The sequence below is a fragment of the Halomonas sp. G15 genome, assembly GCF_021282295.1.
In the GTDB taxonomy this organism is placed as follows: domain Bacteria; phylum Pseudomonadota; class Gammaproteobacteria; order Pseudomonadales; family Halomonadaceae; genus Halomonas; species Halomonas alimentaria.
Genome location: NZ_JAJSPA010000020.1, coordinates 1 through 13,770, shown reverse-complemented (window position 1 = coordinate 13,770; position 13,770 = coordinate 1). Strand labels below are relative to the sequence as shown.

13 protein-coding genes and 1 pseudogene are annotated in these 13,770 nt (G+C 67.7%); 2 read left to right on the top strand and 12 right to left on the bottom strand.

Annotated elements, in window-relative coordinates; translation table 11 throughout:
- Nucleotides 1–125 precede the first annotated feature (125 nt).
- The 8 genes from sixA to LWH48_RS10785 all read right to left on the bottom strand — a co-directional run bounded on the left by sixA (nt 126) and on the right by LWH48_RS10785 (nt 8,418).
- The gene (gene sixA, locus LWH48_RS10820; protein ID WP_232912571.1) at nt 126–602 is read right to left on the bottom strand and encodes a phosphohistidine phosphatase SixA; all 477 of its coding nucleotides are present in this window, start codon (nt 600–602) and stop codon (nt 126–128) included.
- Entirely contained in the window at nt 595–1,674 is a 1,080-nt protein-coding gene (locus LWH48_RS10815) for an NAD(P)H-dependent glycerol-3-phosphate dehydrogenase (protein WP_232912570.1), read from the bottom strand. Before LWH48_RS10815 ends, sixA begins: the two co-directional genes overlap by 8 nt.
- 128 nt (nt 1,675–1,802) lie before the next feature.
- A complete protein-coding gene (locus LWH48_RS10810) occupies nt 1,803–3,245 on the bottom strand; it encodes an NAD(P)(+) transhydrogenase (Re/Si-specific) subunit beta (RefSeq protein ID WP_232912569.1) in 1,443 nt (480 codons plus the stop codon).
- 16 nt (nt 3,246–3,261) lie between these two features.
- Nucleotides 3,262–4,833, bottom strand: coding sequence for a Re/Si-specific NAD(P)(+) transhydrogenase subunit alpha (locus LWH48_RS10805; RefSeq protein ID WP_232912568.1), 1,572 nt, complete (start codon nt 4,831–4,833; stop codon nt 3,262–3,264).
- A 234-nt stretch (nt 4,834–5,067) separates the two neighbouring features.
- The gene (gene htpG, locus LWH48_RS10800) at nt 5,068–6,975 is read right to left on the bottom strand and encodes a molecular chaperone HtpG (RefSeq protein ID WP_232912567.1); all 1,908 of its coding nucleotides are present in this window, start codon (nt 6,973–6,975) and stop codon (nt 5,068–5,070) included.
- A gap of 106 nt (nt 6,976–7,081) precedes the next feature.
- Nucleotides 7,082–7,552: a PaaI family thioesterase gene (locus LWH48_RS10795; protein ID WP_232912566.1), complete on the bottom strand. Its 471-nt coding sequence runs from the start codon at nt 7,550–7,552 to the stop codon at nt 7,082–7,084.
- Nucleotides 7,545–8,033 carry a PaaI family thioesterase gene (locus LWH48_RS10790; RefSeq protein ID WP_232912565.1) on the bottom strand — a complete coding sequence of 163 codons (489 nt, stop codon included), beginning with the start codon at nt 8,031–8,033 and terminating at the stop codon, nt 7,545–7,547. The genes LWH48_RS10795 and LWH48_RS10790 overlap by 8 nt, the downstream gene beginning before the upstream one ends.
- Nucleotides 8,034–8,073: 40 nt before the next feature.
- Entirely contained in the window at nt 8,074–8,418 is a 345-nt protein-coding gene (locus LWH48_RS10785; RefSeq protein ID WP_232912564.1) for a YkvA family protein, read from the bottom strand.
- A 161-nt stretch (nt 8,419–8,579) separates the two neighbouring features.
- Here LWH48_RS10785 and LWH48_RS10780 point away from each other — a divergent pair, with 161 nt between their 5' ends.
- Nucleotides 8,580–10,526, top strand: coding sequence for a transglycosylase SLT domain-containing protein (locus tag LWH48_RS10780; RefSeq protein ID WP_232912563.1), 1,947 nt, complete (start codon nt 8,580–8,582; stop codon nt 10,524–10,526).
- Nucleotides 10,527–10,637: 111 nt separating this feature from the next.
- Here LWH48_RS10780 and LWH48_RS10775 read toward each other — a convergent pair whose 3' ends face one another.
- Both LWH48_RS10775 and LWH48_RS10770 read right to left on the bottom strand, forming a co-directional pair.
- Entirely contained in the window at nt 10,638–11,282 is a 645-nt protein-coding gene (locus LWH48_RS10775) for a LysE family translocator (RefSeq protein WP_232912562.1), read from the bottom strand.
- 6 nt (nt 11,283–11,288) lie between these two features.
- On the bottom strand, nt 11,289–11,705 hold the full coding sequence (locus LWH48_RS10770; RefSeq protein WP_161431482.1) for an NINE protein: 417 nt from the start codon (nt 11,703–11,705) through the stop codon (nt 11,289–11,291).
- Between the two features lie 263 nt (nt 11,706–11,968).
- Here LWH48_RS10770 and LWH48_RS10765 point away from each other — a divergent pair, with 263 nt between their 5' ends.
- Complete coding sequence (locus LWH48_RS10765; RefSeq protein ID WP_023005630.1) at nt 11,969–12,175, top strand: cold-shock protein; 207 nt, start codon at nt 11,969–11,971, stop codon at nt 12,173–12,175.
- A 127-nt stretch (nt 12,176–12,302) separates the two neighbouring features.
- Here the strand turns inward: LWH48_RS10765 and LWH48_RS10760 are convergent, their stop codons facing one another.
- Nucleotides 12,303–12,959, bottom strand: a complete 657-nt coding sequence (locus LWH48_RS10760) for a hypothetical protein (protein WP_232912561.1) — start codon at nt 12,957–12,959, stop codon at nt 12,303–12,305.
- A gap of 63 nt (nt 12,960–13,022) precedes the next feature.
- A pseudogene (locus tag LWH48_RS10755) lies at nt 13,023–13,770 on the bottom strand (M48 family metallopeptidase); the annotation flags it as partial.

Sequence of the window (13,770 nt, the reverse complement as noted above, 5' to 3'; positions counted from 1 at the left end):
GGTCTGGCGGCAAGCCTGCGAGGAGGCGCTGTGAACCCCTCCCTGGGCGCTACCGACGCCATCCCTGGCGTAGGACCTCCTCTTCGGCTTGCCCCCAGCGCCCCTCGCGTATTGCAAGGCCCGGCTCAGCCCAGATCGGCCGGGGTCATAAAGCGCGCCAGGCGGGCGCAGCCCGCCGCCCACACCTCGGCCTCGAGTTCCGCCACCCCAGCGGTAGGGAAACCGGGGCCACGATCCGCCCGCCCCTCCACCAGCAGCCCGGCGAGCGCCCCCACCAGCGGCATATGGCTGACCAGCAGCAGCGGCCGGCCGGGCGACTGTTCGAGCAGCCAGTCGGCCACCGCCCGGGGCGAGTCGTCCGGCGTGATGATCGAGAGCATCTCGGGTTCGACCTCAAGCGCCTCGCCAACGATGGCGGCGGTCTGCCGGGCACGACGATAGGGGCTCGCCAGCAGGCGCAACCCCGCCAGCTCATCGCGTGTCGCCAGCCAGGCCGCCATGCGCCTGGCCTCCTGCTGGCCACGATCGGTGAGCTCGCGCCCGGCGTCGGGACGGCCGGGCCCCGCCTCGCCGTGGCGCATGATCAGCAGCCGCTCAGCCATGCCCGCCGCCCTTCTCGACATCCTGCTCGCGGTGGGCGCGCTGCACGTCTTCCCGGGCCAGCACGAACTCCACGTCGCTGCTCTGCTCGCCCAGCATCAGCATCTTCGCCATCTCCTTGGCCGGCACGCCCTTGAACAACACCTGGTAGAGCCCCTCGGCCAGCGGCATGTAGATGCCCTCGGCGCGGGCCTTGTCGCGCACCAGGCGCACGGTGTTGACCCCCTCGGCCACCTGACCCAGGGCCTCCACCGCCTCGTCGAGGGACTTGCCCTCGCCCAGGGCATAACCGACCCGGTAGTTGCGCGAGAGCCTCGAGGAGCAGGTCACGATCAGGTCCCCCACCCCGGCCAGCCCCAGGAAGGTCATGGGATTGGCGCCCTGGGAGACGGCGAAGCGGCTCATCTCGGCCAGCGCCCGGGTCATCAGCATACTGCGGGTGTTCTCGCCCATGCCCAGGGCCGCGGCCATGCCGGCGGCAATGGCGTAGATGTTCTTCAGCGCTCCGCCGAGCTCGACACCGAAACGGTCGTTGCTGGCATAGACCCGGAAGTAGTCACAGCCGAGTGCCGTCTGCACCCGGGTACGGGTCTCGGGGTCATCACTGGCGATCACCGTGGCGGTGAGTTGCTTGTCGGCCACCTCGGAGGCGAGGTTGGGCCCCGAGATCACCCCGATGTGCGGGAAGCCGGTCTCCTCCTCGAGGATCTGGCTCATCAGCTTGAAACCCTCCTCCTGGATACCCTTGGTGGTGCTGACGAGTATCTGGTCGGGGGTCAGGTGGGGGCGCGCCTGGCGCACCACATCGCCAAATGCCTTGGAGGGAATGGCCACCAGCACCAGGCCGGCACCGGGCAGCACCTCGGCCATCTCGGTGGAGGCCACCACCGCCGGGTTGATGGCATAGTCAGGCAGGTAGCGACCGTTGATGTGCTCGCGGTTGATCTGCTCGGTCAGCGCCGGGTCGCGCAGCCACTGGCGCACCTCGGCACCGTTGTCGGCGGCGATGCTGGCCAGGGCAGTGCCGAAGCTGCCACCGCCCAGCACCGCCACCCGCATGCGTTCCTCTGCCATGATGAACCCCGCAGGAGATGGATGGATGAATGTGGGGATTGTAGCGAAAAAGACGCCCGGACCGTGACCGGCCCGGGCGTCCCGGAGTGCGGCCCCTGACGGGACCGTGATCGAGATTGACGAGAACGTCAGTCGACGAGCGGCAGCAGGTCGTCGATGCTCTTGCGTGCGTCACCATAGAACATCCGGGTGTTCTCCTTGAAGAACAGCGGGTTCTCGATACCGGAGTAGCCGGTACCCTGGCCGCGTTTGCTGACGAACACCTGCTTGGCCTCCCACACCTTCAGCACCGGCATGCCGGCGATGGGGCTGTTGGGATCCTCCTCGGCGGCCGGATTGACGATGTCGTTGGAGCCGATGACGATCACCACGTCGGTGGAGGAGAAGTCATCGTTGATCTCGTCCATCTCCAGCACGATGTCGTAGGGCACCTTGGCCTCCGCCAGCAGCACGTTCATGTGCCCGGGCAGGCGTCCCGCCACCGGATGGATACCGAAACGCACGTTCTTGCCCGCGGCGCGCAGCTTGCGGGTCAGCTCGCTGACCGCGTTCTGCGCCTGGGCCACCGCCATGCCGTAACCCGGCACGATGATCACGCTGTCGGCATCGTTGAGGGCGCTGGCCACACCGCCCGCGTCGATGGCGACCTGCTCGCCTTCGATCTCAGCCGCCGGCCCCTGGGTGCCGCCGAAGCCACCGAGGATGACGTTGAGGAAGTTGCGGTTCATCGCCTTGCACATGATGTACGACAGGATGGCACCGGAGGAGCCCACCAGGGCACCGGTGACGATCAGCAGGTCGTTGGAGAGCGTGAAGCCGATAGCCGCCGCGGCCCAGCCGGAATAGCTGTTGAGCATCGACACCACCACCGGCATATCGGCGCCGCCGATGCCCATGATCAGGTGATAGCCGATGAAGAACGCCAGGGCGGCGATCAGCAGCAGGGTCCAGAAGCCCGCACCATTGAGATAGAGGATGGCCAGCAGCAGCGAGAGCACCGCGGCGCCGGCATTGAGCATGTGGCCGCCGGGCAGCTGGCGGGGCTTGCCGTCGATCTTGCCGGCCAGCTTGCCGAAGGCGATGATCGAGCCGGTAAAGGTCACCGCGCCGATGAACACGCCCAGCACCACCTCGATCTGCAGGAACATCAGCTCGTCCGGGGCCTTGGTAGCCACCAGGCCGGCGAAGGCCGAGAACTGGTCGGTGCCCGCCTCGATGGCGCGGGCCGCCAGTACGCGCCGCCGCTCCAGGTCGGCGCTCCAGCCGACAAACACCGCGGCCAGGCCGACGAAGCTGTGCAACGCCGCCACCAACTGCGGCATCTCGGTCATGTCGACCTTCTTGGCCACATAGACGCCGACAGCGGCGCCGATGACCATCATCGGGATCATCCAGCCGTAAGCGCCGATACCCGGGCCAAAGGCGGTAAAGAACACCGCCACCGCCATGCCGACGATGCCGTACCACACCGCCCGCTTGGCCTTCTCCTGATTGCTCAATCCCCCCAGGGAGAGGATGAACAGTACACTCGCCGCGATCGCCGCGGCAGACACGAATCCTTGACTCAGCATGGGTTGTCTCCGCGGTTCACGATTTCTGGAACATGGCCAGCATCCGGCGTGTCACCAGGAAGCCGCCCACGATATTGATGGTCGCCACCAGCACCGAGATGGCCGCCATCAGCGTTACCAGCCCGCTGCCCGAACCGATCTGCAGTATCGCCCCCAGGATGATGATCCCGGAGATGGCATTGGTCACCGCCATCAGCGGCGTATGCAGCGAGTGGCTGACGCCCCAGATCACCTGGAAGCCGACGAAGCAGGCCAGCGCGAAGACGATGAAGTGCTGCATGAAGGAGGCCGGGGCCACCTGGCCGAGCAGCAGCATCAGTGCGCCGCCCACCCCGAGCAGGGTCACCTGGCGCTTGGTCTGGGCCTTGAAGGTAGCCAGTTCGGCGGCCTTCTTCTCCTCGGGCGTCGGCTCCTTCTCCTTGGGCTTGGGCTTGGCCGCGGCAATCGCCTTGACCTTGGGCGGCGGCGGAGGGAAGGTGACCTCGCCGGCGTGGGTCACCGTGGCACCACGGATGACGTCGTCCTCCATGTCGTGGACGATCTGGCCATCCTTCTCCGGCGTCAGGTCGGTGAGCATGTGGCGAATGTTGGTGGAGTAGAGCAGCGACGACTGGGTCGCCATGCGCGACGGGAAGTCGGTGTAGCCGACCACCGTCACGCCGTTGTCGGTCACCACCTTCTCGTCGGGCACCGTGAGGTCACAGTTGCCGCCCTTCTCGGCTGCCAGGTCGATAATCACCGAGCCCGGCTTCATGGCCTTGACCATGTCCTCGAGCCACAGCTTGGGCGCGGGGCGGCCAGGGATCAGCGCCGTGGTGATGACGATGTCGACCTCCGGGGCCTGCTCGCGGAAACACTCCATCTGCTTCTCGCGGAACTCCGGGCTGGAGGGGGCCGCATAACCGCCGGTCTCGGCACCGTCCTGGCTCTCCTCGAAGTCGAGGAACAGGAACTCGGCGCCCATGGATTCGATCTGCTCGGCCACCTCGGGACGCACGTCGAAGGCGCGCACCACGGCACCCAGGCTGGTGGCGGTACCGATGGCGGCGAGACCCGCCACGCCGGCGCCGACCACCAGCACCTTGGCCGGCGGCACCTTGCCGGCGGCGGTCACCTGGCCGGTGAAGAAGCGTCCGAAGTTGTTGCCCGCCTCGATCACCGCGCGATAGCCGGCGATGTTGGCCATGGATGACAGGGCATCCATCTTCTGGGCACGCGAGATGCGCGGCACCATGTCCATGGCCACCACGGTGGCGCCCTGGGCACGGCACTTCTCGAGCATTTCCTCGTTCTGGGCCGGCCAGAAGAAGCTGATCAGGGTCTGGCCCTGGCGCAGGTGCTTGACTTCCGCCTCCTCGGGCTCGCGGACCTTGATCACCACCTCGGCGTCGGACCACAGCGCCTCGGCGCCGTCGACGACGCTGACGCCGGCGTCACGGTAGGCCTGGTCGTCGAAGCCGGCGGCCACGCCGGCACCGCTCTCGATCAGGCAGTCATGTCCAAGCTTCTGGATGAACTTCGCGCTGTCAGGGGTCAGCGCGACGCGCGCCTCGCCCTTGGCGAGCTCCCTGGGTGCACCAATCTTCACGTTGGATCTCCCGGTTGGTTATTGAAATCATGCATAGGGCAGTCTTTTTATTCATACCTGACAATGCCGCATTGCACAACCGTCGAATCTCCGTCGAAGGCTCGTGCAATGCCACGTCATCACTCTGAAAAAGAGGCATAAACCGACGCTGACGGGAAACCGGGAAAAAGGCAAGTGACAGAAGCGCGCAGGCCGCCCGAAGGCGGCCTGCAAGGGCGAGTAAAGCTGGCGGGGTCAGGCGCTCAACATGGCGTTGAGGCGCTTGACGTAGGCGGCCGGGTCATCGAGATGGCCACCCTCGGCGATGATCGCCTGGTCGAGCAGGATATGGGCCAGGTCGGCGAAGCCCTCGCCCTCGGTGCCCTCGAGGCGAGCCACCAGCGCATGCTCGGGGTTGAGCTCGAGGATCGGCTTGACCTCGGGCAGTGGCTGGCCGGCGGCCTCCATGAGGCGGCGCATCTGGAAGCCCATCTCGTGCTCGGGCAGCACCACGCAGGCCGGCGAGTCGGTGAGGCGATGGGTCACCTTGACCTCCTGGACGGTCTCGCCCAACGCTTCCTTGACCCGCTTGACCAGGTCCTGCTTGGCCTTGGCGGTCTCCTCCTGGGCCTTCTTCTCCTCCTCGCCCTCGATCTCGCCGAGGTCGAGCTCACCCTTGGCCACGTCGACGAAGCTCTTGCCGTCGAACTCGGTGAGGTGGCTCATCAGCCACTCGTCGATGCGGTCATGCAGCAGCAGCACCTCGATGCCCTTCTTGCGGAAGATCTCCAGGTGCGGGCTGGACTTGGCCGCGTTGAAGCCGTCGGCGACGATGTAGTAGATCTTCTGCTGCCCCTCCTGCATGCGCTCGATGTAGTCGGCCAGCGACTGGTCCTGGGTGGCGCTGTCGGTATGCGTGGTGGAGAAGCGCAACAGGCCGGCGATCTTCTCGCGGTTGGCGAAGTCCTCCGCCGGACCCTCCTTGAGCACGCTGCCGAAGGTGTTCCAGAAGGTCTGGTAGGCCTCCTTGTCCTTGGCCAGCTTCTTGAGCATGTCCAGCGCGCGCTTGGTCAGCGCGGACTTGATCTTCTCGACCTGGGGATCCTGCTGCAGCAGCTCCCGGGAGACGTTGAGCGACAGGTCCCGGGTGTCCAGCACGCCCTTGATGAAGCGCAGGTAGAGCGGCAGGAACTGCTCGGCGTCGTCCATGATGAAGACGCGCTGCACGTAGAGCTTCACGCCCCGGGCGCCGTCGCGCTCGTAGAGGTCGAAGGGTGCCCGGCCCGGCACATAGAGCAGACTGGTGTACTCGAGCTTGCCCTCGACCTTGTTGTGACTCCAGGCCAGCGGATCGCTGAAGTCGTGGGCGACGTGCTTGTAGAAGGCCTGGTACTCGTCGTCGGTGATCTCGCTCTTGGGACGCACCCAGAGCGCGGTGGCCTCGTTGACGGTCTCCCAGGTGACGGTCTCGCTACCCTCGATCTCGTTGCCCTCCTCGTCGCGGGCGGCCTCGACCTTCGGCATGCGCACCGGCACCTCGATATGGTCGGAGTACTTGCGCACCAGGCTCTGCAGGCGGAAGTCGTCGGCGAACTCCTGGGCGTCGGCCTTGAGGTGCAGCACGATCTCGGTACCGTGGGCCTCGCGCTCGATGTCGGCGACGGTGAACTCCCCTTCGCCCTTCGAGCGCCACTCGACGCCCTCGGCGTGGTCGCTGCCCGCCTTGCGGGTGCGCACCGAGACCTCGTCGGCAACGATGAAGCCGGAGTAGAAGCCCACGCCGAACTGGCCGATCAGGCGGGCGTCCTTCTGCTGCTCACCGGAGAGCTGCTTGAGGAACTCGGCGGTACCGGAGCGGGCGATGGTGCCGAGGTTGGAGATCACCTCGTCGCGGCTCATGCCGATGCCGTTGTCGCGCACGGTGACGGTGCCCGCCTCGGCATCGTGCTCGATCTCGATACGCAGCTCGCTGTCGCCTTCATAGAGGGCATCGTTGTCCAGCGCCGCATAGCGCAGCTTGTCGCAGGCGTCGGCGGCGTTGGAGATCAGCTCGCGCAGGAAGATCTCCCGGTTGGAGTACAGGGAGTGGATCATCAGGTGCAGCAGTTGCTTCACCTCGGTCTGGAAGCCGAGGGTCTCTTCATGTTGCGTGGCGGTAGTCATGTAGCGTGAACCCCTTCTTTCGACATGACGACGGTGGACGGGCCACCGACTCGGAACTGGCAGTCGATATGGGGTTGCGATGGCGCTTTTCAAGCCTCGAGGCGAGTCATTCGTGATGGTTCGCGGGGTCACCCAGCACGAAATGCAGCCGCGCGGTGGCCACCGGCGCGGCGGCATCCTTCTGCCAGGCGGTGACCGTGACATTGGCCAGGCGCCGCCCCTCGCGCAGCAGCGAACAGCGGGCATAGGTAGGCACCAGGCGAGCGGTACGCAGGTAGTCGATGGAGACATCGACGATGCGCGGCAGGCGCGGCTCCCGGGAAGCCAGCATCAGGTCGAGCGTCGCCGCGGTCTCCATGAAGGCCGCTACCACCCCGCCATGCAGTGCCGGCAGCATCACGTTGCCGACGTTGCCCGACTGGGGGTCGAGGCGGAACAGCAGCCCCTCGCCCTGCGGCTCCAGTTGCGCCGATACCCCGATGCGCCGCGCATAGGGCATCAGCTCGAGCCATGCCGCCAGATCGCGATCGTCACGGGTCCTGGCCAGCCACTCCACACCATGAATACCCTCAGGCATGGTCATCCTCCTCGGCAAACAGCGCCTGAGCGAACTCCGGCGGCGTGTTGCGCGGCCCCAGCCGCACGAAGTTGCCGACGGCCCGGGCCACGTCACCCTGCCCCGACTGCCAGACCCGTCCCTCGGTGAACACCACCGAGGCGGTGACACGCAGCGCGCGCGCCTCCACCAGCAGGTCGAGGCCGGCCACCGCCGGACGGAAGTGGTCGACACGCAGGTCCAGGGTCGGACACACCTCCGGCGCCGGCAGCGCAGGCAGCACCGCCGAGCCGCAGGCGGTATCCAGCAGCATGGTCAGCACCCCGCCGTGGACCAGGCCGCGAGCGCTGTCGCCCAGCAAGTCCTCGTGCCAAGGCAGGCGCATGCGGGTCAGCCGTGGCGACGCCTCGAGCACCTCGAGGCCCAGCTCACGGGTATGCGGGATCACGTTGACGAAGCGGCTCAGGGCGCGCCGCCAGTCGGCATCGGTGGGGGAAGTCATGCGGGTCGGGCTCGCCTTGCTGGTCGATCAAACGATCGTATCAGGTCGTGGAAGCATCGTCCTCGTTCGCGTCCACCCCGCCCTCGCGCCAGGCGCGATAGGGCCCAAGGGCGGCGTCCACCCGGGTCAGCAGCCAGCCCACGATCACCGCGTCATCGAGCACACCCACCAGCACCAGGAAGTCGGGGATCAGGTCCAGGGGAGAGACCAGATAGACCAGCGCGGCGAGCATCCACAGGATCGCCGCCCAGGGCACGGGGCGATAGCGCCCGCGCAGCACGTCGCCGAGCATCGGCACAAACAGCCGCAAGGCCCGGGTGATCTGGCCGATCACCCGGGAACGCCCGCGCAGCCGCGTCATCAGCTTGCCGCCCTTGCCTGCCATGGGCTCCTCCTTGCCACTCCTGCCTAACAGGACTTCACGATAGGCGATTCCCGGTCGCGGCGACAGTCTCGACGCGCTGTCGTGAGCGGGCGACACTATCCCCGAGTTCCCCCATCGGCGAGGATGGTGGTTTGCACGAGAATCGACGCTGGAGGGTTCCCATGTCCCTGCGCTTCCCCGTTTCCTGGCGTGCCCTGGCCGCCGCCACCCTGGCCTGCCTGCCACTGCTGGCCCAGGCCGATGACCGCAGCATGCGCGAGGCACTGCAGGCGGCCCGGGCCGGCGACTGGCACAAGGTCGACGAGACAGCCATTTGCGACCATGAGCTGGCCGGCTACGTGGCATATCACCGCCTGCGTGACCGCCTGCCGGATGTCGAGCCGCAGCGGGTACTGGCATTCATCGCCGACCACGACGACTCCCCCCTCGCCGACTGGATGCGCGGCCAGGCCATCGACAAGTATGGCCTGGCCGAACGCCACGCCTACCTGCTGGAAGTCGCCGACGGGGAGCCTGAAGGCACCGCCCGGCGCTGCCACTACTACACCGCCCTGCTCGGCCGCGACCCCGCCACGGCCGCCGAGGGAGGCCGCGAGCTGTGGCGCGTCGGCCGCTCCCAGCCCGAGGCCTGCGACAGCCTCTTCGACACCCTGCGCAGCCGCGGCGAGATCGGCGAACAGCAGGTCTGGGAGCGTCAGATGCTCGCCTGGCAGGCCGGCGAGAGTGGCCTGGCGAGCTATCTGGGGCGCCAGCTGGGCAGCCGCTGGCAGTCCGCCCAGGACGCCGTGGCCCGCGTCCAAAGCGATTATTCCGCGATCACCCGACTTCCGGAGTGCCTCGGCCCCGACTGCCGCGGCAGCGGCCCGTTCTTCGTCGCCGCCATGCATGGCTATGTGCGCGCCGATACCGAGGAGGCACTGAGGGCCTGGCGCCAGATCGCCCCGCGGCTGCAGCTCACGGTCGAGCACCGCCAGGCGATCCAGCGCGATCTGATCTTCTATTCACTGGTGCGCGAGATAGACGCCAATCGCGCCTGGGTCGACGCCGCTCTCCCCGACCTGCCAGATCCTGAACTGCTCGAGCTGCGGGTACGCACCGCCCTGGCCGATCGTGACTGGCGAGGCGTCATCGACTGGGTCCAGCGCATGCCGGAGGAGACGCGTCGCGACGAACGCTGGCAGTACTGGCTGGGGCGCGCCTACGAACAGCTCGGCGACGAGGCCAGCGCCGGGCGTGCCTATGCGGCCGCCGCCGCGGGACGCAGCTTCTACGGTTTCTCTGCCGCCGACAGGCTGGGCCGTCCCTACGCCCTCAACATGGAGCGCAATACCTTCGACGCCGCCTACCGCGAACAGGTGTCCCGCTTGCCCGTGGTAAGGCGCACCGAGGCCCTGCTGCGGATCGACGAGCCGGGGCTGGCAGCCAGCGAGTGGTATGCGGCCGTGCGGCGGGCCGGTCCACGGGATGCCCGCGCCCTGGGCGACTACGCCCAGCGCCGCGGGTGGCACGCCAAGCTGGTGCAGACCACCATCGCCGGCCAGCTGTGGGACGCCCTCGAATGGCGCTTTCCCGAGGCCTATCGCGAGCACTTCATGGAATGGGGCCGCAGGACGGGGGTCGACCCCTACCTGCTGATGGGTATCGCCCGTCGCGAGAGCGCCTACAACCCCGAGGCAGTATCCCCGGCCGGCGCCCGCGGGCTGATGCAGGTCATGCCCGGCACCGCCACCCAGCTGGCCCGTCAGCTGGGCATCGCCGACCCCGGCGCCTACGGCGTGCTCGACCCGCAGACCAACATCCGCCTGGGCAGCACCTATATTCGCGACATGCTCGAGCGCTATAGCGGCAACCGCCTGGCCGCCACGGCGGCCTACAACGCCGGCCCCGGCCGGGTGGACCGCTGGCTCGCGGAGGGCGCCCCCCGGGAGTTCGACCTCTTCGTGGAGAGCATCCCCTTCCGCGAGACACGCAACTACGTGCAGGCGGTGCTCACCTATCGAGCGATCTTCGAGAGCCTGGCCAACGGCGGCAACAGCGAGGGGGTCTCGATGCTCACTCCCGCGGAGAAGACAGTGCGCTACGACGACTCGTTGCTGGCCAGGAACTGAGCTGGAAGCTGGAAGCTGGAAGGCAGCTTGACTTGGCCGTTTTGGGGGCGAGGTTTTTCTTCCAGCTTCAAGCTAAAGCCTGCGGAGCAGGCGTTCTTCCAGCTCCCGGCGTCAGCCGGGGGAGCGCTCGAGCGCCAGCCTGACGCCGAAGGCAATCAGCACCGCGCCGGTCAGCCCGTTGAGCCAGCGCGCGAAGGCGGGGCTGGCCAGCAGCCGCCCAGCCCCGCCCACCATCAGCGCCACCCCCACCTGCCAGATATTGGCGATCACGAAGTGCACCCCGGCCAGAAACAGCGACTTGGCCAGCGCCGGATCCCCGGGCGCGATGAACTGCGGCAGGAAGGCCATGTAGAAGACCACGGTCTTGGGGTTGAGCACGTTGGAGAGCAGCCCCTCGCGCAGGGGCTTCCAGGCGGGCACCGCACGACGCTTGCTGCTCACCCCGGCCACCGGCAGGCCCCGGCCGCGGCGGGCCGCCAACAGGGCCTGAACCCCCAACCAGATCAGGTAGGCGGCGCCGGCCAGCTTGAGCAACCCGAAGGCCCAGGCCGACTGCAGCAGGATCAGCGAGATGCCCAGGGCCGAGACGGCAGCATGCACGAAGAGCCCGCAGCAGATCGCCAGGCTGGTCAGCACCCCATCTCGCACCCCGCCCCGGGCGGTGTTGCGGATCACCAGCAGGGTATCGACCCCCGGGGTGACCGAGAGCAGAGTGATGGCCACCAGGAAGGGCCAGAACTGGGCATCGACCAGCATGCTGCCCTATCCCGCGCGGCGTGCGTGGCGCATCGAGATCTGGTCGTTGAGGGTCCAGAAATCGTAGAGCACGCCCAGTCCCAGCAGACCGAAGGTCAGCAGATAGAGGATCCCGGTCAACCACTTGCCCTGATAGAAGCGGTGCAGGCCGAACACCCCGAGGAAAGTCAGCAACAGCCAGGCCAGTGAGTAGTTGATCGGCCCCGAGGTGAAGCGCAGGTCCGCCTGGCGATCCATGGACGGAATCAGGAAGAGGTCGATCAGCCAGCCGATCCCCAGCAGGCCGAGGGTAAAGAACCAGATGGTGCCGGTCACCGGCTTGCCGTAGTAGAAGCGGTGGGCACCGAGGAAGCCGAACAGCCACAGCAGGTAGCCGAGCAGCATGCTGTGGGTGTCACGCGAGGCGAGTGGGGTTGCAGTCATGGCGATCTCGAGGGTGGTGGAAACAGTCGCCCGGGCGCGCTGGACGCCCCCGGGCTTTCCAACTAGAGTGACCTTGCGGGCTCGGCATAGTCTCCCTGCGACACGCAGCGTGCGCAAGTCTGGCCGAGGCACCGCGATCGATGCACTGGTCGGCGAAAATGGGGGCAGTGAACGCTGCCTTCTCGCCTGCCAGGCACCGCGGCAATGGCGCGATCGACGCGCTGGCGCCGGCAACACCATCCGTATGTTAAGGAAATCGACAAATGGCAACTGGCACTGTCAAGTGGTTCAACGACACCAAGGGCTACGGCTTCATCTCCCCGGACGACGGCGGCGATGACCTGTTCGCGCACTTCTCCGAGATTCAGGCTGAAGGCTTCAAGTCCCTGCAGGATGGCCAGAAGGTCACCTTCGAGGTGACCCAGGGCAAGAAGGGCCTTCAGGCCTCCAACATCCGGCCCGCCGACTGAGCGTCAACTCGACGGAACGGCGCCGCCGAACCAACGAGCAAGGCCCACCAGACGGTGGGCCTTCTTGCTTCTGGTGACGACATCCTGAGACGAACCCTCGGCGTGCGAGGCCCGGGCCGGCGGGGCGTTACTCTGCGACGGCCTCATCGGCGGTCGCATCCCCCTCCATGGGTTCGACGTCGAAGTCCTCGAATTCCGGCACTTCCCGCTCCATCTCCTCGAACTGCTGCTCCAGCTCACGCTGGGCCTCCTCGAAGCGACGCTCCTGCTCCTCGATGATGGCGTCGATATCCGATTCGCCCGCACCCTCACCGGCCAGCGGATCCTCACCGAGGGAAGAGTCGATGTCGATGCTGCTCTCGAAGTCATCGCCCTCCATGGGTTCGGGCACCGAAGTTTCCTGCTCGGCCTGCTCGAACTGCTCGTCGATGCGCTGCTGGGCCTCCTCGAAGCGCCGCTCGGTCTCCTCGATGATGGCATCGACATCCTCGCGAGTGGCCTCGCCGGGCAGGGCGCCCTCTTCCTCCAGGGCGTCCTCGGGGGACTCTCCCAGGGAGTCGACATCGGCGGGAGGCGCCTCTTCCGCGGCCTGCCCATCCGCACTCGAGTCATCCGACTCCGCGACGGCCGGCGCCTGCTCCTCCGCCGCCTGCTCCTCCGGCACCTGTTCCGCCGACTGTGACGCATCGCCACCGCCGGCCGATTCATCGCCGTTGCCGCAGCCGGCCAGCCCCAGGGCCAGCAGCGTGGCCAGCAGGGTCGGCTTCCAGAATGTAGTCATCATCCAAGCGTCTCCGTCACGAAAAGGGCTCATTGCAGCAGAGCGGCCCATCCCTCGCAAGCCGACTTATGCCTCATCGAGTGCGCCCAGCGGCAGCGGGACCCCCAGGGTCCAGGCCACCGCTCGCAGCAGTTCGGCCTCCCGGGGCTCGACCCGCCCATCCTGTTCCACGCAGCAGACCATGGCGGCAAGCAGCGGTGCCCGCTCCTCGTTGCGCAGCCGCGCCAGGCGCTCCAGCGCCCAGTCCAGCTCGCGGGGAGTGGCCGGCTCGACGACCAGGTCCAGCGACACGCCCAGCACCGAGGCGATCCGCTCCAGCGCTGCCTGTGCCGCATCCCGCTCGGGCTGCCCCGCCACGGCCAGGGTCGAGAGCAGGCGGGAGAGCGGACCGGGCAGGTCGGCCAGGCGCCGGTCACGGTGGGCGCGGCGCTCACCGTCGAGCCCCGACCTGACCAGCCGGTGAAGCGCCCACTGCAGGGCACCCGGCGCCTCCTCGGCGGCCATCAGCCCATCCAGGCAGGCACGAAAGCGTGCCCCCTGGGCGGGGCTCAAGGCACGCAGTGCGGGAAGCGCCAGCTCGATCAGCGGCAGCCGGTCGCCGGGCGACAGGCCCGCCAGCAGCTCGGTCAGGGCCTCCAGCTCGGCCAGCACCTCGGGCAGCGCCTGGCGCTCGAGCACCTCTCGCTGGGCGTTGCGGCTGGCCGGGTCGACTCCCATCAGGATGGCATAGACCAGCGCCCTGGCCGCGAAGGGCTCGTGGGCCGCCTCGATCAGCCGCGCATCGAGCCCGGCCAGGCGCCGGCGGGCGCTGGCC